The organism is Achromobacter sp. 18P8.1.1 (assembly GCF_057799415.1).
The window spans coordinates 12,978-33,090 of sequence record NZ_JBYOKH010000069.1; the positions used below are offsets into that span (position 1 = coordinate 12,978).

21 protein-coding genes are annotated in these 20,113 nt (G+C 65.9%); 13 read left to right on the forward strand and 8 right to left on the reverse strand.

Annotated features, from left to right (window positions below):
* Positions 1-90: 90 nt before the first annotated feature.
* From AC27VE_RS28450 to AC27VE_RS28480, 7 genes are all read left to right on the forward strand, one after another.
* Positions 91-1,176, forward strand: a complete 1,086-nt coding sequence (locus AC27VE_RS28450; protein WP_488705613.1) for an ABC transporter ATP-binding protein — start codon at positions 91-93, stop codon at positions 1,174-1,176.
* Positions 1,176-2,264 (forward strand): ABC transporter ATP-binding protein, encoded by a 1,089-nt coding sequence (locus AC27VE_RS28455; protein ID WP_488705614.1) that lies wholly within the window; start codon positions 1,176-1,178, stop codon positions 2,262-2,264. The genes AC27VE_RS28450 and AC27VE_RS28455 overlap by 1 nt, the downstream gene beginning before the upstream one ends.
* Complete coding sequence (locus tag AC27VE_RS28460) at positions 2,261-3,151, forward strand: carbohydrate ABC transporter permease (RefSeq protein ID WP_006227504.1); 891 nt, start codon at positions 2,261-2,263, stop codon at positions 3,149-3,151. Before AC27VE_RS28455 ends, AC27VE_RS28460 begins: the two co-directional genes overlap by 4 nt.
* A complete protein-coding gene (locus tag AC27VE_RS28465) occupies positions 3,144-3,956 on the forward strand; it encodes a carbohydrate ABC transporter permease (RefSeq protein WP_088587253.1) in 813 nt (270 codons plus the stop codon). The genes AC27VE_RS28460 and AC27VE_RS28465 overlap by 8 nt, the downstream gene beginning before the upstream one ends.
* Positions 3,957-3,971: 15 nt before the next feature.
* A complete protein-coding gene (locus AC27VE_RS28470) occupies positions 3,972-4,280 on the forward strand; it encodes a DUF2160 domain-containing protein (RefSeq protein ID WP_006227502.1) in 309 nt (102 codons plus the stop codon).
* Positions 4,281-4,385: 105 nt separating this feature from the next.
* A complete protein-coding gene (locus AC27VE_RS28475) occupies positions 4,386-6,116 on the forward strand; it encodes an ABC transporter substrate-binding protein (RefSeq protein ID WP_280026093.1) in 1,731 nt (576 codons plus the stop codon).
* Positions 6,117-6,387: 271 nt separating this feature from the next.
* A complete protein-coding gene (locus tag AC27VE_RS28480) occupies positions 6,388-7,356 on the forward strand; it encodes an alpha/beta hydrolase family protein (RefSeq protein ID WP_488705615.1) in 969 nt (322 codons plus the stop codon).
* Positions 7,357-7,408: 52 nt separating this feature from the next.
* On the opposite strand, the gene AC27VE_RS28485 is transcribed toward AC27VE_RS28480, so the two are convergent.
* Positions 7,409-8,305 carry an NAD(P)/FAD-dependent oxidoreductase gene (locus tag AC27VE_RS28485; protein WP_488705616.1) on the reverse strand — a complete coding sequence of 299 codons (897 nt, stop codon included), beginning with the start codon at positions 8,303-8,305 and terminating at the stop codon, positions 7,409-7,411.
* Between the two features lie 118 nt (positions 8,306-8,423).
* Positions 8,424-9,278, reverse strand: coding sequence for an oxidoreductase (locus AC27VE_RS28490; protein WP_006227498.1), 855 nt, complete (start codon positions 9,276-9,278; stop codon positions 8,424-8,426).
* Between the two features lie 113 nt (positions 9,279-9,391).
* Between AC27VE_RS28490 and AC27VE_RS28495 the strand changes: the two genes are divergently transcribed.
* Both AC27VE_RS28495 and AC27VE_RS28500 read left to right on the forward strand, forming a co-directional pair.
* Positions 9,392-10,339, forward strand: a complete 948-nt coding sequence (locus tag AC27VE_RS28495) for a LysR family transcriptional regulator (protein WP_488705617.1) — start codon at positions 9,392-9,394, stop codon at positions 10,337-10,339.
* A 129-nt stretch (positions 10,340-10,468) separates the two neighbouring features.
* Complete coding sequence (locus tag AC27VE_RS28500; protein WP_427962162.1) at positions 10,469-11,596, forward strand: acyl-CoA dehydrogenase family protein; 1,128 nt, start codon at positions 10,469-10,471, stop codon at positions 11,594-11,596.
* Between the two features lie 51 nt (positions 11,597-11,647).
* Here the strand turns inward: AC27VE_RS28500 and AC27VE_RS28505 are convergent, their stop codons facing one another.
* Entirely contained in the window at positions 11,648-12,550 is a 903-nt protein-coding gene (locus AC27VE_RS28505) for a tetratricopeptide repeat protein (protein ID WP_488705618.1), read from the reverse strand.
* Positions 12,547-12,933, reverse strand: a complete 387-nt coding sequence (locus tag AC27VE_RS28510; protein WP_006227494.1) for a DUF2784 domain-containing protein — start codon at positions 12,931-12,933, stop codon at positions 12,547-12,549. The genes AC27VE_RS28505 and AC27VE_RS28510 overlap by 4 nt, the downstream gene beginning before the upstream one ends.
* 158 nt (positions 12,934-13,091) lie before the next feature.
* On the opposite strand from AC27VE_RS28510, the gene AC27VE_RS28515 reads away from it, so the two are divergent.
* Positions 13,092-13,472, forward strand: coding sequence for a nuclear transport factor 2 family protein (locus AC27VE_RS28515; RefSeq protein ID WP_488705619.1), 381 nt, complete (start codon positions 13,092-13,094; stop codon positions 13,470-13,472).
* A 16-nt stretch (positions 13,473-13,488) separates the two neighbouring features.
* On the opposite strand, the gene AC27VE_RS28520 is transcribed toward AC27VE_RS28515, so the two are convergent.
* The 4 genes from AC27VE_RS28520 to AC27VE_RS28535 all read right to left on the reverse strand — a co-directional run bounded on the left by AC27VE_RS28520 (position 13,489) and on the right by AC27VE_RS28535 (position 15,687).
* Positions 13,489-14,064: a restriction endonuclease gene (locus AC27VE_RS28520; RefSeq protein WP_427939256.1), complete on the reverse strand. Its 576-nt coding sequence runs from the start codon at positions 14,062-14,064 to the stop codon at positions 13,489-13,491.
* Between the two features lie 37 nt (positions 14,065-14,101).
* A complete protein-coding gene (locus tag AC27VE_RS28525; RefSeq protein WP_006227491.1) occupies positions 14,102-14,347 on the reverse strand; it encodes an RNA-binding S4 domain-containing protein in 246 nt (81 codons plus the stop codon).
* 61 nt (positions 14,348-14,408) lie between these two features.
* Positions 14,409-15,074, reverse strand: a complete 666-nt coding sequence (locus tag AC27VE_RS28530; protein ID WP_427962156.1) for a DUF502 domain-containing protein — start codon at positions 15,072-15,074, stop codon at positions 14,409-14,411.
* A gap of 145 nt (positions 15,075-15,219) precedes the next feature.
* Positions 15,220-15,687, reverse strand: coding sequence for an Lrp/AsnC ligand binding domain-containing protein (locus AC27VE_RS28535; protein ID WP_088587260.1), 468 nt, complete (start codon positions 15,685-15,687; stop codon positions 15,220-15,222).
* A 134-nt stretch (positions 15,688-15,821) separates the two neighbouring features.
* Here AC27VE_RS28535 and AC27VE_RS28540 point away from each other — a divergent pair, with 134 nt between their 5' ends.
* The 3 genes from AC27VE_RS28540 to AC27VE_RS28550 all read left to right on the forward strand — a co-directional run.
* Entirely contained in the window at positions 15,822-17,123 is a 1,302-nt protein-coding gene (locus AC27VE_RS28540) for a D-amino acid dehydrogenase (RefSeq protein ID WP_488705620.1), read from the forward strand.
* Between the two features lie 135 nt (positions 17,124-17,258).
* Positions 17,259-18,386 carry a metallophosphoesterase family protein gene (locus AC27VE_RS28545; RefSeq protein WP_488705621.1) on the forward strand — a complete coding sequence of 376 codons (1,128 nt, stop codon included), beginning with the start codon at positions 17,259-17,261 and terminating at the stop codon, positions 18,384-18,386.
* The coding region (locus tag AC27VE_RS28550) for an AAA family ATPase (protein ID WP_488705622.1) at positions 18,383-20,113 on the forward strand (1,731 nt) is incomplete at its 3' end. The genes AC27VE_RS28545 and AC27VE_RS28550, both read left to right, overlap by 4 nt.

The window sequence follows — 20,113 nt, forward strand, 5'->3', positions numbered from 1 at the left end:
TGCGTGCGTTCGCGCGCAGGCTGGCTCGCTGTACCGAATACCGAAGTCCGTGTGAAAAATAGGGACGTATAAGTAGGTTGAGGAGACTAGATGCAGCTGACCCTGGACAGGATTGGTTTGCGAGCCGGCTCGCAGACGCACCTGACTCCCATGAGCCTGGCCCCGGTTCCGGGCGCCATGACGGTGCTGCTGGGGGTGACCCTGGCCGGCAAGACCTCCCTGATGCGCATCATGGCCGGGCTGGACCGGCCCACCGAAGGCCGCGTGCTGGTTGACGGCGCGGACGTGACCGGCGTGCCCGTGCGCCAGCGCAATGTGGCAATGGTCTATCAGCAGTTCATCAATTACCCGTCGATGTCGGTTTACGACAACATCGCGTCGCCGCTGAAGCTGCGCGGCGAACGGGACATTCGCGAAAAGGTCCGCGCCATGGCGGCGCGCCTGCATATCGATCATCTGCTTGATCGCTACCCTTCGGAACTGTCCGGCGGGCAGCAACAGCGCGTGGCGCTGGCCCGCGCCCTGGTCAAGGACGCGCCGCTCATCCTGCTGGACGAACCGCTGGTCAACCTGGACTACAAGCTGCGCGAGGAATTGCGCGACGAACTGTCGGAATTGTTCGCCCAAGGGCGGTCCACGGTGGTCTACGCCACGACCGAACCCGGGGAAGCCCTGTTGCTTGGCGGCCACACCGCGGTGCTGGATGCGGGCGAATTGCTGCAATACGGGCCCACCGCAGAGGTGTTTCACCGGCCCAATTCCATCCGCGTGGCGCGCGCTTTCAGCGACCCGCCCATGAACCTTTTCGCCGCGCGCCGCACGGACACGGGTTTCGTCTTGCAAGGCCAGATGGCGGTCGAGCGCCGCCTGCCGCCCGAGGCGGGCGCCGACCTGACCGCGGGCCTGCGTGCCGGCGCCCTGGATGTCGAGCCGCGTCCGGGCCACATCGGCCTGCCGGGCGTGGTGAAGCTTGCCGAGATATCCGGTTCGGACACCTTCGTCCATGCCGAAACGGCCGCGGGCAACGTCGTCGCGCAGTTGCCGGGCGTGCACCGGTACACGCTGGACCAGCGCGTCGAGCTCTATTTCGATCCGGCCCAGACCTATGCCTTCGGCGCTGATGGGGCGCTGCTTGCCGCGCCGCGCCAGCCTGCCAGCGCAGGGGAGGTTGCCTGATGGCCCAGATCGAGCTGGACCTCTCGCATTCCTACGTGGCCGATCCCAAGACCGACGAGGACTACGCGCTGCTGCCGCTGAAGTTCACCTTCCGCGACGGCGGCGCCTATGCCTTGCTGGGCCCGTCAGGTTGCGGCAAGACCACGCTGCTCAATTGCGTGTCGGGCCTGCTGCGCCCGTCGCATGGCCGCATCCTGTTCGATGGGCAGGACGTCACCGCCAAGACGCCGCAGGCGCGCAATATCGCCCAGGTGTTCCAGTTCCCGGTCGTGTACGACACCATGACGGTGGCCGAAAACCTGGCGTTCCCCTTGCGCAACCGCGGCATTGCGCCGGACCGCATTCGCGAGCGGGTGGGCCGCATCGCCGAAATGCTGGAGATGTCCGCAGTGCTGGACCGCCGCGCCAGCGGCCTGACCGCCGACGCCAAGCAGAAGATCTCGCTGGGGCGCGGCCTGGTGCGCAGCGACGTGTCGGCCATCCTGTTCGACGAACCGCTGACCGTCATCGACCCGCAACTGAAGTGGGAGCTGCGGCGCAAACTCAAGGAAATCCACCACGAATTCAAACTGACGCTGATCTACGTGACCCACGACCAGACCGAGGCGCTGACCTTCGCGGACCAGGTCATGGTGATGGCGCGGGGCCGCGCGGTGCAGGTGGGCACCGCGGACGACCTCTTCGAACGGCCCGCCCACACCTTCGTGGGCCACTTCATCGGTTCGCCGGGTATGAACTTCCTGCCCGCGCAATGGCGCGACGGCGCGCTGTGGGTCGGGCAAAGCCAGGTTGGCGGCGCGCCCGAGGCCCTGGGGGCCAGACTGGCCGGCGCCGGCCCCGTCAAGCTGGGCGTGCGCCCCGAATACCTGCGCGTGACCGAAGCCGGCGCGGCAGGCGCCGTGCCCGTACGTGTGGACCGCGTGCAGGACGTCGGCACCTATACCTTGCTGGTGGCCGACTTTGAAGGCACGCCCGTGCGCGCGCGGCTGGGCAGCAACGTCGTGCCCGCCGCCGCCGGCGGCACGGTCTGGCTGTCGGTGTTGAACCCGCACACCTGCTTCTACCGCGACGAGGTGCTGATCCCATGAAACCCATCGATCACCGGGCCTGGTTCCTGGTCCTGCCCGTGGTGCTGTGCGTGGCGTTTTCGGCCATCCTGCCGCTGATGACCATCGTCAACTATTCGGTGCAGGACATCATCTCGCCCGAACGCCGCGTCTTCGTCGGCACGGAATGGTTCGCCGCCGTGCTGCAGGACGAAGAACTGCACGGGGCCTTGTTCCGGCAGATCGGCTTTTCGCTGGCGGTGCTGGCCATCGAGATCCCGCTGGGCATCCTGCTGGCGCTGTCGATGCCCGCCAGCGGCTGGCGCGCGTCCGCCGTGCTGGTCATCATCGCGCTGTCGCTGCTGATCCCGTGGAACGTCGTGGGCACCATCTGGCAGGTGTTCGGCCGTACCGACATCGGCTTGCTTGGCGCCACCTTGTCATGGTTGGGCGTGGACTATAACTACACCGGCAACGACGTCGATGCGTGGGTGACCGTGCTGGTGATGGACGTCTGGCACTGGACGCCGCTGGTCGCGCTGCTGTGCTATGCGGGCCTGCGCGCCATCCCCGACGCCTACTATCAGGCCGCCCGCATCGACGGCGCGTCGCGCCTGGCGGTGTTCCGCTACATCCAGCTGCCCAAGATGCGCGGCGTATTGATGATCGCGGTGCTGCTGCGCTTCATGGACAGCTTCATGATCTATACCGAGCCCTTCGTGCTGACGGGCGGCGGGCCGGGCAACGCCACCACGTTCCTGTCGCAATACCTCACGCAGAAGGCCGTGGGCCAGTTCGACCTGGGCCCGGCCGCGGCGTTTTCGATCATCTATTTCCTGATCATCCTGCTGCTGTGCTTCATCCTCTACAACTGGATGCAGCGCGCGGGCACCACGGGCGGCGTCGACGAGGAGCGTGCCAATGCGTGACAACTCCACCTGGTGGCGCTCCGCCTTCCTGATCCTGTACCTGGTGTTTGCCATCCTGCCGCTGTACTGGATGCTGAACATGTCGTTCAAGACGAACACCGAGATCGTCAGCACCCTGACGCTGTGGCCGCGCGACTTCACCTTCGAGCATTACCGCACCATCTTCACGGACCCGGCCTGGTATTCGGGCTACATCAATTCGCTGATCTATGTGGTCATCAACACCGTGATCTCGCTGGCGGTGGCGCTGCCGGCGGCCTATGCATTTTCGCGCTACCGCTTCATCGGCGACAAGCACGTGTTCTTCTGGCTGCTGACTAATCGCATGACGCCGCCGGCTGTGTTCCTGCTGCCGTTCTTCCAGCTGTACAGCTCGTTCGGGCTGATGGACACGCATCTGGCCGTGGCGCTGGCGCACCTGGTCTTCAACGTGCCGCTGGCCGTGTGGATCCTGGAAGGCTTCATGTCCGGCGTACCGCGAGAAATCGATGAAACCGCCTATGTCGATGGCTATTCGTTCCCGCGGTTCTTCCTGACGATCTTCCTGCCGCTGATCAAGTCGGGCGTGGGCGTGGCGGCGTTCTTCTGCTTCATGTTCAGCTGGGTGGAACTGCTGCTGGCGCGCACGCTCACGTCCGTCAACGCCAAGCCCATCGTGGCCACCATGACCCGCACCGTGTCGGCCTCCGGCATGGACTGGGGCGTGCTGGCGGCCGCGGGCGTGCTGACCATCGTGCCCGGCGGCATCGTCATCTGGTTCGTGCGCCACTACATCGCGAAGGGCTTCGCGATGGGCCGGGTCTAGGGGGAGGGGCGCGACATGTTCAGCTGGATGGTATGGACCACTCCCGTCGCCGTGTTCTTCACCTGCATCGTCCTGATGCTGATCGGCATGACGGTCTGGGAATTGAAGGCACCCACGGTCGAGCGCAAGGGCTTCCTGCCGCTGCGCACCACGCGTGGCGACAGGCTGTTCATCGGTTTGATGGCCGCCGCCTGGCTCAACCTGGCGTTCCTGGGGTTCGGGCAGAAGGCGGTGGAATGGTTTTCGCTGGATGAGCCGCCATCGGTGTGGATCAGCTTCGTGCTGTCCATGCTGCTGTTGGCCTTCATCATGAGAAAAGGCTGAAGGGGCGTTTCGATCCCTCACTTGGTTCAAGGACTACGGGCCCGCATCTTCCCCGGCCAGAGGTCCGCAGCAAAAGATGGGGAAGGCCATTCGAGGAGACAGGTCATGAAATTGCGCATGCATGCCATGGCAGCGGCTATCGCCCTGATCGGAACGTCAGGGGCATGGGCCGGCGAGCCGGAAGCGAAGAAGTGGGTGGATTCCGAGTTCCAGCCATCGACGTTGTCCAAAGACCAGCAGATGGCGGAAATGAAGTGGTTCATGGACGCCGCCGCCAAACTCCGTGCCAAGGGCGTCAACGAAATCAGCGTCGTATCCGAAACCATCACCACGCACGAGTACGAATCCAAGACGCTGGCGAAGGCATTCAGTGAAATCACCGGCATCAAGGTCAACCACGACCTGATCCAGGAAGGCGACGTCGTCGAAAAGCTGCAGACGTCCATGCAGTCCGGCAAGTCCATCTACGACGGCTGGATCTCGGACTCCGACCTGATCGGCACGCACTATCGCTACGGCGCCATCCTGCCACTGTCCGACTACATGGCCGGCGCGGGCCGCGAATGGACCAACCCCAACCTGGACATCAAGGATTTCATCGGCACCAAGTTCACCACCGCGCCCGACGGCAAGCTGTACCAGTTGCCCGACCAGCAGTTCGCCAACGTCTACTGGTTCCGCGCCGACTGGTTCGCCCGGCAGGACCTGAAGGACAAGTTCAAGGCCAAGTACGGGTACGACCTGGGCGTGCCCACCAACTGGTCCGCCTACGAAGACATCGCCGACTTCTTCTCCAACGACGTCAAGGAGATCGATGGCAAAAAGGTCTACGGCCACATGGACTACGGCAAGAAGGACCCGTCGCTGGGCTGGCGCTTCACCGACGCGTGGCTGTCCATGGCCGGCGCCGCCGATAAGGGTTTGCCCAACGGCATGCCGGTGGACGAATGGGGCATCCGCGTCGCCGACGACAAATGCACCCCGGTGGGCGCCTCGGTATCGCGCGGCGGCGCCACCAACAGCCCGGCCGCCGTCTATGCGCTGACCAAATACATCGACTGGATGAAGAAGTACGCCCCGCAGCAAGCCATGGGCATGACCTTCTCGGAATCCGGCCCCGTCCCGGCGCAAGGCCAGATCGCCCAGCAGATCTTCTGGTACACGGCGTTCACGGCCGACATGACCAAGAAGGGCCTGCCGGTCGTCAACGACGACGGCACCCCGAAATGGCGCATGGCCCCGTCGCCCTATGGCCCGTACTGGAAGGACGGCATGCAGAACGGCTACCAGGACGTAGGTTCATGGACGTTCTTCAAGTCCACCAACCCCGACAAGATGGCCGCCGCCTGGCTGTACGCGCAATTCGTCACGTCAAAGTCGGTGTCGTTGAAGAAATCCATCACCGGCCTGACCTTCATCCGCGACAGCGACATCCACAGCGACTTCTTCACGAAGAACGCCGCGAACTACGGCGGACTGATCGAGTTCTACCGCAGCCCCGCCCGCGTGGCATGGACGCCCACGGGCAACAACGTGCCGGACTATCCGAAGCTGGCGCAACTGTGGTGGAAGAACGTCGCCACGGCCGTCACGGGCGAAAAGACCCCGCAGGCCGCCATGGACAATCTGGCCAATGAAATGGACCAGGTGATGGCGCGCCTGGAACGGGCAGGCATGGCGCAATGCGCGCCGAAGCTGAACGCCAAGAGCGATCCCAGCAAGTGGCTGTCGGATCAGCACGCGCCCTGGAAGAAGCTGGCGAACGAGAAGCCCAAGGGCGAGACCATCCCGTATGAAAAACTGCTGGCGGCCTGGAAGGAGGGCAAGGTCCGGTAGGGCAGCACGGGTCCGTAGGATGGGTGTAGCGCGAGAGTGCTTGAGCAAGAACCCGATTATCCCGCGCGCGAAACCCATCAAGCAGCGGTGGCTGTTCGGCAGCGTCAGCCGGAACACCACCGTCGCCTGATGGGTTTCGCGCCTTGATGACCGGCTCGTATGGCGCGATGCGCTCGCGCTCTACCCATCCTACGTTCCTCTACGACGCGCCGATGGGATAATCACCGCCTGCACGATTCCTCTTGGTTTCTTTTCAGGTCTTCCATTCCGCATGTCCGCGCATCTTCTTGGCCGTTTTTGCCTGTCCGCGTTCCTCGGCCTCGCTGCCGCTCACACCCAAGCCGCCGGTTTCCAGCGCCTGACCCTCCCCATGGACCAGAACGGCCCCGGGCTGTCCGGCGCCATCTGGTATCCGTGCGCGGCGCCTGCCGCCGAGATCAAAGTCGGCCGGACCCCGATCTCCGGCGTCCTGAACTGCCCGGTGCCTGAAGGCCGGCATCCGCTTATCGTCATGTCGCATGGATCCAGCGGCTCGTTCCTGGGTCATCACGACACCGCTGCCGCGTTGGCCAATGCGGGTTTCGTGGTCGCGGCGGTCAACCATGTGGGCGACAACTGGGAGGACCGGTCGCGGCAGGGGTATCTGTCGATTTTCTCGACGCGCCCTCGGGAAGTACGGCGGCTGATCGACTACATGACGACCGCCTGGCCGCAGAAGGCGAAGGTGGATGCTGACAAGATCGGCATCTACGGCTTTTCACGCGGCGGCTATACCGCGCTGGTGCTGGCGGGGGGCGTGCCGGATTTCCGGGCCGGCCTGGCCATTTGCCAGACCACCCCGTCGCTGCCGATGTGCCGCGACATTGCCGCCGGGAAGATCCCACAGCAGTCTTATGTGCACGACGATCACATCAAGGCGGCGGTCATCGCGGACCCGTTGAACGCGTTTCCCGGCGATGCCTTGAAGGCGGTGAAGATTCCGGTGCAATTGTGGGCATCGGAACGGGGCGGCGATGGCGTCAGCCCTGCCAGCGTGGAGGCGGTGCGCCAGGGGCTGCCCGCCGCGCCGGACTTTCAGGTGGCGAGGGGGGCAGGGCACTTCGATTTCCTGGCGCGTTGCCCGGCGGAGCAGGCCGAGACCCTGTCCGTATATTGCATGGAGGCGGCGGGCTTCGACCGCCAGCAGTTCCACCAGGACCTGAATGCGAAGGTCGTGGAGTTCTTCAAGGACCACCTGTAGGCCGCTCCCGGCCCCTTCAGATCAGACCAGGCCCGGAGCGGCCTGGCCCCGCCTACGCCATGACCAGCGCGCGATGCGCGCACACGCCCGCCATCACGCCTGAGGCGCTGGCAAGCGTCGCGTTGCTCATCGGAATGGCCGCATCCCCCGCGGCAAAGACGCCAGGCACCGTGGTCTGCCTGAACTCGTCGGTGCGGATCACGGGGCCGAGCGGACCGTCGTCGAACGCGCAACCCAGCTGCATCGCGAGCGGACTGGCCATATGGGTCTTGCTGGCCACGAACAGCGCGTGCACCGCCATGCGTCGCCCATCGGCGAGCTTGACGGCATCCAGCGCCGGCGCCGTGCCCATGAGTTCCACGATGGGCGTGCGTTCGATACGCACGCCGCGCTTGTCCAGCAGCGCTGCCTGTTCCGAATCCGGTTCGAATTCGCCCTGCGTGAAATAGGTGGTGGAGCCCCAGTCCGGCAGCAGCACGGCTTGGTGCGCGGATAGCGGATGCGCGGCCAGCACGCCCAGCGGGCGGCCGGCCACTTCATAGCCATGGCAATAGGGGCAATGCAGCACGGTCTGCCCCCAGCGTTCCTGCAGGCCCGCCAGCGCAGGCAATTGGTCACGCAGCCCCGTTGCCAGGATCAGGTGCTTGCCCTGGACTTCCTCTCCCGCCGCCATCGTCACGCGCAGCAGTCCGGCGTGCGCGCTCGCACTGACCGCCTCGCCATCCAGGAACTTGACGCAAGGGTACTGGGCCAACTGCTCGCGCGCCTGCCGCAAGATTTCCCGGGGCGGCTTGCCATCCTGGCCCAGGAAGCCGTGCGCATGCGCGGCAAAGCGGTTGCGCGGCTGGCCGCCGTCGATCAGCAGGACGCGCCGGCGGGCGCGGGCCAATTGCAGGGCGGCGGACAGGCCGGCAAAGCTGCCGCCCACGATGATGGCGTCGTAAGTCATCGGCTGGATTCCTATTCAGTGACTATCAAGATACTTCGTAAGTTGCATGATAGGGCGGAATCCAGGTTTCATGCAACTTTCGATGTGTCATATCTTGCCGTGGAAGGCGGCGTGCCGCCTACACCGGGAAATCCGTCGACTGCGCCAGCGCCTTCCAGGCTTCGGTTTCCTCGGCCACATACGCGTTCTTTTCCGCGATCACGCGCAGGGCGTCCGTGCCCAAGGGCAGGCGCAGCGGGGGCGTTGCGGCATCGGCCAGGGTGATCATGGCCGCAGCCAGCTTTGCCGGGTCGCCCGGTTGCTGGTGATTCAGGCCGGCCGCAATCCGTCGCACATTGCCCGACGTTGCGTCGTAGTCGTCGATGATGGCGCCTGCCACGGTCAGCGACGTCGCGTCCAGGAAATCGGTGCGGAAGTAGCCGGGTTCGACGACGGTCGCGTGGATGCCCAGCGGCTTGAGTTCCGCATGCAGCGCTTCGGTCAGTCCTTCGACCGCGAACTTGGTCGAGCAGTACGCGCCGAACCCCGCGCCGGACCGGTAGCCGCCCAGCGAAGACAGGTTGATCACGTGGCCGGCACGTTGCGCCCGCAGCGTGGGCAGCACGGCGCGCGTCACGTTCAGCAGGCCGAACACGTTGGTGTCGTACATGCGCCGCACGTCGGCGTCGCTGGACTCTTCAACGGCGCCCAGCAAGCCGAAGCCCGCATTGTTCACCAGCACGTCGATACGGCCGAATCGCGCCAGGCCGGCGGCGACGGCCGCCTTGGCCTGGGCTTCGTCGGTGACGTCCAGCGCAACGGGAAGCAGGGCGGGCGACTCGCCCAGGCGTTTTGCGATGGCGTCGACATTGCGGCCGGCGGCGATGACGGCATTGCCATCGGCAAGTGCCGCCTCGGCGATCAGCGCACCGATGCCGCGCGAGGCGCCGGTGATGAGCCAGACGCGTTTGAAAGAGGTGACGGGGGTTTGCATGGAGAGGCTCCGAAAGGGGGGGAATGAGCCTAGATCGTAGGGGGATCGATAATCCCGGAATAGATAGGAAATGGCGGAAATATAATCAACAAAAATTTGCGAATGGGCCTGCCATGAACGAAATCCGTGCCGTCACCATCTTTGCGCGCGCCGCTGTGCTGGGCAGCCTGCGCCGCGCGGCGGTGGACCAGGGCATTTCGCCCCAGGCCGCCAGCCACGCGGTGATGCAGCTGGAAAAGGAACTGGGCGTGCGCTTGTTCCACCGCACCACACGCAAGCTCAGCCTGACCGAAGAAGGCCAGCAACTGCTCGAAAGCGTGGCGCCGGCCCTGGCAATGTTCGCGACCGCGCTGGATGATGCGCGCCGGTCGCGGCAGGACATCGCCGGCCCCTTGCGCGTCAGCGCGCCCAGGACGATGGCGCGCCACGTGATCTGGCCCGCCCTGATGGCGTTCGCCGCGGAACATCCCAGCGTGCAGCTGGACGTGCAGTTCGATGACCAGTTCACCGATCTGGTCGCAGACCGCGCCGATGTCGGGTTCCGGGGCGGTTCGCCGCCGGCCGAAGGGGCCATCGCGCGCCGGCTCGTGCCGATCCAGCTGATCGTGTGCGCCTCGCCCGCGTATCTGGCCCGCCACGGCACGCCCCGGACCATCGAGGCGCTGGACGCACACCGCTGCACGGGCTACCGGCGCGTCAACACCGGCAAGCTTGCACCCTGGGAGTTCATGGTCGGCGACGAAATCCAGTATCGCGACGTACCGGCCGTGTTGTGCACGAACGATGCCGAAGCTGAAACCGATGCCGTGGTGGCGGGACTGGGCATCGGGCAACTCGGCAGTTTTTCAGCCGCCGGACCCATCCGCGCCGGCTTGCTGGTGCCGCTGTTGACGCAGCATCTGACGCAGCGGGAATCGTTCTATATCTACTATCGGCGGCGGACGGAACAGCCCCTGCGCGTGAAGGCATTCATCGATTTCATGGTGGAGCGCCTGGCGGAGAACCAGGACTTCTTTCTGACGCGTGCCGAGCTGACGCGTCCGCGCAAACCCGGCGCATAGAACCCGCGCGTCTGACGGTGTATTCTCGATTGCGTGGCGCGCCTGCCAACCAGGTACGCGCGAAGCAGAACAAAGCGGGCAGCGCCCATCCGGCGCCCGTCCGCACCCGAATATCCAGGAGACAGGACCATGTTGTTGACGGAAGAACAGCAGAGCATTCAGGAAATGGCGCGCCGCTTTGCGGCCGAACGCCTGGCGCCCAACGCCGAACGCTGGGACCGCGACCACGAATACCCCGCTGACGCCATTCAGGAGATGGCGCAACTGGGGTTTTTCGGCATGCTGGTGCCGGAAGAATGGGACGGCAACGCAAGCGGCTATATCTCGTATGCGGTGGCGCTGGAGGAAATTGCCGCGGGCAACGGCGCGTGTTCCACGATCATGAGCGTGCACAACTCGGTTGCCTGCATGCCGATCCTGAAGTTCGGTACCGATGCGCAGAAAGACCAGTTCCTGCGGCCTCTGGCCACGGGCGAACACATCGGGGGCTTTGCGTTGACCGAGCCGCAAGCGGGGTCCGATGCCAGCAGCCTGCGCACCCGGGCCCGCCGGGACGGTGACGACTACATCCTGAACGGCGCCAAGCAATTCATCACCTCGGGCAAAAGCGGCCAGACGGTGATCGTCTTCGCCGTGACCGATCCGGACGCCGGCAAGCGCGGCATTTCCGCCTTCATCGTGCCGACCGACACGCCGGGGTATCAAGTGCTGCGCGTCGAAGACAAGCTGGGCCAGCACGCCTCGGACACCTGCCAGATTGCGTTTGAAGACATGCGCATTCCGGCGGCTTACCGTTTGGGCGCAGAAGGCGAAGGCTACAAGATCGCGCTGGCCAACCTGGAAGGCGGGCGCATCGGCATCGCCTCGCAATCCGTCGGCATGGCGCGCGCGGCGTTCGAATGCGCGCGCGACTACGCCCGCGACCGGCAGGCGTTCGGCAAGCCCATCATGGAGCACCAGGCGGTGTCGTTCCGGCTGGCCGACATGGCTACGCAGATCCATGCGGCGCGCCAAATGGTGCTGCACGCCGCGGCGTTGCGTGAAGCGGGCAGGCCGGCGCTGATGGAAGCCTCGATGGCCAAGCTTTTCGCCTCCGAAATGGCCGAAAAGGTGTGCTCGGCCGCGATCCAGACGCTGGGCGGCTACGGCTACCTGAAGGATTTCCCGGTGGAGCGCATCTACCGCGATGTGCGCGTGTGCCAGATCTACGAAGGCACCAGTGACATCCAGCGGCTGGTGATCGCACGCGGCCTGTAGCCCGCGCGACGGCGTTGTCTCCCAGACTGCGCCGTCGCGGCCGGTCCGGCTTCAGCCCGGGCGGCCTTGCGCCAGTTGCGCGTCCCAATACGCCAGGTGTTCCTGCCAGTCGGGGCGGTCGAGCGCGCGCAACTGATCCAGGATGTGTTGGGCATCGTCCGGCCGGCCCAGGAGCAGGTTGGCCTTGATCAGGTTGCTGCCCACCTGCAGGCCATGCGCGTGAACCTGGAAGCGGGGGCCGGCCAATTCCAGGATGTCGGCGATACGGCCGGCATTGCCCAGGTCGCCGCTCATCTGCATCAGCAAGTCGGCGGGGGCGGGGTCGCCCGCGCGCGACAGCGCCTCGTTGTACAGCGCGATCGCGCCGGCGTAGTTGTGCGACCCGAGCTCACCACGCGCCAACCATAGCTGCGCACGCCAGCTGCCGGGCAGGGCGGCGACTTTTCGCATCGCCGTGATACCCGCCGCGTCGCCGCCGAAATCGCGGTGGATGGCCTCGAACCAGCCCAGCCCGTTGTCCTGGTTGGGGTCTCGTTGCAAGGCGCGCCACAAGGTGTCGAGCGCCCGGGCTTCGTCATCGCGTTCGGCGTGGATCTTGGCCAGGTTGGTCAGCACGATGCCCGTCTCGCCATGTTGCGCGCAGAACGCTTGCAGCACGCGTTCGCTGTCGTCCAGCCGGTCCTGCTTCATGTAGACGATGGCCTGCAGCACCACGGCGCGTTCGGGGTTCGGGTCCAGTTCCACCAGCCGTTCGGCGGGGCCGACCATCTCGTCGATGAAGCCGTCGTTCAGCGACTGGATGATCAGGCCCGCCAGCCGGTCGGCATCGTTCCAGTCCTGTTCGATGGCGCCGGGCAGCACGTTCTCGCGCCATTGCTCGCGGGTGACGAGCACTTCGCGGCCCTGGGCGTCGTAGGCGCGGATCATCTGGTCACTGTCGGGATGGGAACTCATGCGTTGGATCCTTCGGAAAAGTTGCGCCGGCGCCGCCGCGCCCACAGCGTGTAGACAATGATATTGCCTACGATCAGCAACGTGGCCAGCACGATCTGCGTGGTCCGCGTGATGCCCTCGGGGTAGATCAGGCCCAGCACATAATGTTCGATGAAGCCGCCGGCGTATCCCTGCTGGCCCGCCTGCTGCCGCAGCGACACCTCCAGCGGCGTCAGCGGGCAGATCCAGCCCATGCCGATCACCATCGCGCCCCACGCCAGCGCGGGCAGATGCCAGTAGGCGATGCGGGGCTTCCACAGCGCAAGCAAACCGCCGAACATGACGAAGGCGACGAAGAGGCCATGCGCGACCAGGACCAGGTCGGCAAGGATGCGGTAAGTCATCGGAAGTTCTCTGCAGGTTCAGGAAATGGCCGGCGTGCTTCGCCGGACCCGCATTTAATCTTAAGGCTGCGCGGGCCGGGCGGCATATTGGCAACAAAGCAAGACGCTTGGTGTCGGAATAGAATGCCGGCGTCATTACACTGCGTGAGGCAAGGACAATGGGCCAGACGATAGAAGGGCGGATTCAAGCCGCCGAAGAGCAACTGCGCCAGGCGATGCTGGCATCCGACCTCGCGGCGCTTGAGCGCCTGCTGGATCCGCAGCTGCTGTTCACGAACCACATGGGTTGGAGCTTCACCCGCGAAGACGACCTGGACGCGCACCGTTCGGGCATGCTGAAGATCCATGGGCTGGACCTGTCCGAACTGAACATCCTGCCGCGTGCGGAATGCGCGGTCGTGTCGGTGCAGGCGCGAATATCGGGCAGCTACAACGGGGTGCCGGCCAACGGCACATTCCGGTTCATGCGGACCTGGGCGCTGGACGCGGTCTCCGGTCAATGGCGCGTGATCGCGGCCAGTTCCGTCATGGTGGTGTGACGCCCGCCAGGCGCCCTTAGACCTTCAGGTCGCGCAGCAGCTTGGCCAGTTCGGGCGCCGTCATCAGCGACACGCCTTGCGCCTTCGCGTAGGCCCAGGCGTTGTCGGACACGTCGCCCAGGGCGATGTAGATAGCTTCGCGGGCGCCGCGTTTCTCGCGTGCCGCCTGCAGTTCGCGCAGCGGCTCCACCCCCACGCGGGCGGCCTTCCAGCGCTTGGCGCTGACGATGGCCACGTGGCCGTCCTTGCTCAAGGCGAAGTCCGCGCCCGGCGTCTGCAGGCGCTGGACCTCACAGCCGTCGCGCTTGAAGCCGGCCTCGACCGTGTCGGCGAAGTCGGCCCACGACATGGCGGCGGCGGTTTCGGCCACGGCCTGCACGCGGGTGCCCGAGGGCGCCCGCAATTGCTTGTAGGCGGCCATGATGGAAATGACCGCGAACGGCACCGCCGCAAACACGCCCATCGCCGCGTAGTCCAGCGGCAGCGCGGCGAATCCGCCCACGCACAGCAGCACCGCCACGCCAGCGCTCATCCACCACGGCGAGCGCAGCAGGACGGCGAAGATGGAGTTCTGGGACATCTTGAGTTTCATGGCGGCTCGCGGCGTTGCGGTGACGGGGGGAACGGGGTCAGGCGTTGTCGGCGGGCGCGTCTGCGGCGCGCACCACGATGCGGACGTCGCCGCAGGTGACGATCTGCCCCCCGCGGATCTTGGCGGTCTTGCGGGTCTCGACGACGCCGCCCACGCTGACCAGGCCGTCGGCCACCATCATCTTGCCCGCGCCGCCGCTGTCGCAGACGCCGGTGGCCTTAAGCAGCTGGTTCACTTCGATATAGGGGCTGCCGTCGGCAAGCGTGAATTCAATGATGGGCATGGAGGAATTGCGCAAATTCAGGTGTGAAAGCGGCCGGATCGGCCACGTACGTCAGGCGGCCTCAGGCCGGGCCGCTGCGGTTGGTGTTCTCGGGGGCGGCGGCAGGCGCCTCGGGCACGCTGGGCGCGGCGGGGCGGGGTGCGCTTTCCGCGCGCGCCATCCAGGCGATAAGCGACGAACGCATCGCCTCTTCGACCGACATCTGGATGGGCGTCACCCAGTCCTGCGGTACGAAGACGGTGTAGCCGCCGATCATGTAGCCCATCGGCAGGTAGACGGCCACGCGGTCGCCCTGCGTGAAGCCTTCAGGCAGGCCGTCCATGCTGCGGCGGGTGACCAGGCCCACCAACTCCAGTTGCTGGCCGGGCACGCGCAGGATCACGACCTGTTGCGCCGTATTCTTGGAACTGGGCGAAAAATAGTCCGCGAAGCTCTTCAAGGACGAATAGATGCTCTTGACCACCGGCAGGTTGGTGAAGGGCATTTCCACCACGGTCAGGAAGCGCTGCACGCGTTCCTTGGACACCAGGTACCCGATGGCCAGAATGCCCAGGATGCCCAGCGCCAGGCCCATGCCCGGCACGTAGAAGCCGCCGATGAAGGGGCGCAGAAAAGTCAGCGCCACCGCTTCCGTCCAGGCCAGGAAGATATAGAGCAGGTAGATGGTCAAAGCCAGCGGCAGGACGGTGATCAGGCCGCGGAAGAAGTATTTGTAGAGACGAGTCATAGGCAGGAACTAGAGAATTAGGGTCGGACCACGGCTTGCCGGCGCGGGTCAGAGGGCCGCCAGCATAGCAGCCGGCGTCCGCGTGTTTCGTAATAAACCGCATCGCCCCGGGGATATCGGGGCCAGGGAACCCTGCGCGCGCGGCCTAGCGGTCGACGGGCAGGTACAGGGTTTCCTTGATTTCCTCCATGACCACATAGCTGCGCGATTCCGCGGAAGCCGGCAGTCGTTTGAGGATTTCGCCCAGCAGGCGACGGTATTCGTTCATTTCCGTCAGGCGGGCCTTCACCAGATAGTCGAAATCACCGGACACCAGATGGCATTCCATGACTTCGGGAACATACAGCAGCTCTTTCTTGACCTTGTCGAAGACGTCGCCGGACTTGGCCGACAGCTTGATTTCCAGGAAGACGAGCAGATTCTTGCCCAATGCGGCCGGGTTGACGCGCGCATGGTAACCCGTGATGACGCCTTCGCGCTCCATGCGCTTGACGCGGTCCGAACACGGGGTGGCGGACAGGCTCACCCGATCGGCCAATTCGGTCACCGAAATGCGGCCTTCGCGCTGCAGGATATCCAGGATTTTCAGGTCGATTCGGTCTAGGTCGCGCATTTCACTTTTGGCGATCGAAAAACAGGGGCGTGCCCGGGAAAAGCACTGGCAAAGGAAAATAATCAGTGCTTTTCACTGCGAATAGGCTCATAGACTACCGAAAATACTGACCAAATCCAAATACGGAAAGAATCATGCATGTGATCGTCCTCGGCAGCGGCGTTATTGGCACCACCACCGCCTATTACCTGGCCCGTCAGGGTGCCAAGGTGACGGTCCTGGACCGCCAGCCCGCCGCCGCCCAGGAAACCAGCTATGCGAACGCCGGCCAGGTCTCGCCGGGCTATTCCACGCCTTGGGCCGCGCCCGGGATTCCGTTGAAGGCGATCAAGTGGCTGTTCCAGAAGCATGCGCCCCTGGCGATCCGCCTGGACGGCAGCCTGTATCAGCTGAAGTGGATGGCGGCGATGCTGGCCAACTGCTCGGCCGACCGCTATTCCGTCAATAAGGAACGCATGCTGCGGCTGTCCGAGTACAGCCGCGACTGCCTGCGCGAACTGCGCGCGGCCACGGGCATCCATTATGAAGAGCGCACCCGCGGCACCTTGCAGCTGTTCCGCACCGAGGCCCAGCTGGAAGCCGCCCGCCGCGACATCGCCGTGCTGGAAGAAGTGGGCGTGCCCTACGAACTCCTGGATCGCAACCGCCTGGTAACGGCCGAGCCCGCCTTGGCGCGTTCGATCCACAAGCTGGCCGGAGGCCTGCGCCTGCCCAATGACGAAACCGGCGACTGCCGCCTGTTCACCACGCGGCTGGCCGAGATGGCGGCGGCGCTGGGCGTGGACTTCCGCTACAACCAGACCGTCTCTGGCCTGAACACCGCCGGCGGCCAGATCACGGGCGTGCGCGTGGGCAGCGACGTCTTGACGGCCGACCGCTACGTGGCCGCCTTCGGCAGCTATACGCGCGGCTTCCTGGAGCCGCTGGGCCTGGACCTGCCGGTCTACCCGGTCAAGGGTTATTCGCTGACCATACCGCTTAAAGACGAGGCCGCCGCGCCGGTGTCGACCATCCTGGACGAAACGTACAAGATCGCCGTCACGCGCTTCGACGAGCGCATCCGCGTGGGCGGCATGGCGGAATTGTCCGGCTTCGATCTGCGCCTGAAAGACGCCCGCAGGAAGACGCTTGAACTGGTCGTCAACGATTTGTTCCCGGATAGCGGACACGTCGCCCAGGCCGAGTTCTGGACGGGCCTGCGCCCCATGACGCCCGACAGCACCCCCGTCGTCGGCCCGACTCGCTACGGCAACCTTTTCCTGAACACCGGTCACGGCACCCTGGGTTGGACGATGGCTTGCGGCTCCGGCAAGCTGGTCGCCGACCAGGTCATGGGCCAGCGCCCGGCCATCCGTACCGACGGGCTGAGCCTGTCGCGCTATGACCGCCGCGCCTCGTCGACCCCGCCGCTGGTACTGGACGGCAAGCGCGCCTGAGCCGGCGCTTCGACTCGCCCCGCTTCGCTTATCGGGCATCGGCCAAAAGCCATGCTCTCGACGGCCCTCCTCGCGCAAAATGCGGGGAGGGCCGTTGTCTGTTTTGAATGGCGCCGCTTGTGCCAAAATCGGCCCATGACCCATTTCCTGCACACTGCCGACTGGCAGATCGGCCGTCAGTACGGCCAGTTCGACACCGACGACGCCGCCATGCTGGCCGAAGCGCGTTTTGACGTCGTGGCACGCATTGCCGCGCTTGCGGCGGAACGTGGCGTAGACGCCGTGCTGGTGGCCGGTGACGTGTTCGATACGCAAGGCGTGTCGGACCGCACGATCCGCCGGCTGTTCGCCGCCATGGCCGCTTACGCCGGCCCGTGGGTGATGATCGCCGGCAACCACGACGCGGCATTGGCCGACAGCGTCTGGAGCCGCGCGATGCAGCTGGGCTGCATCCCCGGCAACGTGCACGTGCCGTTGCGCACCGGCGTCGTGGACCTGCCCGCCATCAACCTGGCCGTGCTGGCCGCGCCGCTGACGCAACGCCATACCTACGATGACGTGACGCAGGCCTTCGACACGCTGGAAACAGAACCCGGGCGCGTGCGGGTGGGCCTGGCCCACGGCAGCGTCGCGGGCCGCCTGCCCGACACGATCGACGCCACCAATCCCATCGCACCCGACCGCAGCGCCCGCGCGCGGCTGGACTATCTGGCGCTGGGCGATTGGCATGGCTGCCTGTCCATCGACGCGCGCACTTGGTATGCCGGCACGCCGGAGCAAGACCGCTTCCGCGGCAATGAACCCGGCTACGTGCTGGACGTGCGCATCGATGCTCCGGGCGTCGAGCCCGTGGTGGAACGCGTGGCCACCGGCAAGTACCGCTGGTCCGCCTGGACGGAGACCGTCAGCCTGCCCACCGACGCGCACGCGCTTGCCGAACGGTTGGCGGCGCTGCGCGCGGAAGACGTGCTGCGGCTGGACGTGCAGGGCCACGTCAACATGGAGACCTGGGACGCGCTGCAACGCGCCGTAGACCAGGCCACCGCCCAGGTGCGGGCCTTGCTTCCGGACTTGTCCGGCCTGCTGCTGGAACCTGATCAGGCCGATCTGGCCGAACTGGGGGCCAGTGGTTACGTCGGCGAGGTGGCCGCGCAATTGCAGGCCTTGCAGGCGGATGGCGCGCAAGCCGCGGTCGCGGGCGAAGCCCTGCGGCTGCTGTTGCGGTTCCAGCGCGAAAGCGCCGCGCAGGGGGCTGCCAAATGAAACTCTCCCGGATTGCGCTTGAAGAATTCCGCAAGTTCCGCCAGCCGATGGTGCTGGACGGCCTGCAAGACGGCTTGAACCTTTTCGTCGGTGCGAACGAGGCGGGCAAGAGCACCGTCGCGTCCGCCATCCGCGCGGCGTTCCTGGAACGCTACAGCACCAGCAAGGTCGCCGATCTGGCGCCGCGCGGCGAGTCCGGCGCGCGGCCCAGTGTTGAGCTGGCGTTCACGCACGCGGATCATTCCTACGTGTTGAAAAAGCAGTTCCTGTCGCGAGCCCGATGCGAGCTATTGATCGACGACGGCGCCCAACGCCTGGACGGCGAAGAAGCGGAAAACGCGCTGGCTGCCTTGCTGGGGTTCGAGCTGCCGGGGCGCGGCCAAAGCAAGCCGGACCTGGCGGGCATCCCCGGCCTGCTGTGGATCCAGCAGGGCGATGGCCATAATCTGCAAGAGGCGGCTGGTCATGCCGGCCTCCACCTGCGCGACGCGCTGACGCAGTTGTCCGGAGAGCTGGCCGCCAGTGATGGCGACCGCCTGTTCGAGCGCGTGTCGGCCGAACGCGCCGCCTTGCTGGATGCGCGCAACGGGCGTCCCAAGGGCGCCTATAAGGACGCCGAGGACGCCTTGGCGCGCGCCATCGCCGAACGGGACGAATGTGCGCAGGCGATGGCGCAACTGAATACCGACGTTGACCGCCTGGCGGAGCTGCGCCGCGACCACGAGCGCGCCCAGGCTAGCCAGCCGTGGAAGGACTTCGAGGCCAAGGCCGTCGAGGCCCGGGCCCGCCTAGCCGCGCTGGCGAAGGAACGCGAAGCGTTTGACGGCCTGCGCCGCGAGCAGACCCAGGCCGCCCAGACGTTGACCTTGTTGCAGGACCAGGTCCGGCGCGACCAGCAGGACGAGGCCGACTACCAGGCGCTTGCCAAGGAATCCCAGGCGGCACGGGCCCGGGTCGACGCCGCGCAAGCGCCGCTGGCCCGCGCGCAGCAACAGCGTCAAGCGCACGCTGCGGCGGTTGATGCCGCCCGCTTGCGCGTGGCCGCGGTCCAGGCCGTGGCCGACCGCCGCGACCTGGAGCACCAGCTGGCGCAATTGAATGCCGAAGTCGAACGCCTGGACGACGCCCTGAAGGCCGTTACCACGCTGATCGAACAAGGTTCGGCGCTGAAGGCCGAAGCCGTCCGTATCGAAATCGCCGATGGCGATATCGATGCGCTGCGCAAGAGCGAGCGCGAACTGGCCAATCTGCAACTGCGCCAGCAAGCCATCGCCACCCGGCTGTCGTATCAGCTGGAAGCCGGGCGCCAGGCCACGCTGGACGGCAGGCTGTTGGCCGGCGACGGCCAGGTGCTGCTGACGTCCGCCGCCGACCTGGATCTGCCGGGAGTGGGGCGCTTGCGCATCGAACCGGGCGGCCAGGACCTGCCGGCGTTGCAACGCGAACGCGCGGCTTTGCAGACGGCCTGGAGCGCGTTGCTGGAACGGTTGGGGGTGACGGCATTGGCCGACGCTGAACAGCGCCACGCGCGCTATACGGCCTTGCAGCGTGAACTGGACGGCATGCGCAAGACGCTCGCCATCCACGCGCCCAAGGGCGTGGACGTGCTGCGCGGCCAACGCGATGACGCGTTGGCCCGGCGCGTGCCCTTGCAGGAGCGGCTGGCCAAGCTGCCCGCGCCGGCGGCTGACCAGATGTCGGATCAGGATGAGCTGCCTGCCGCGGCT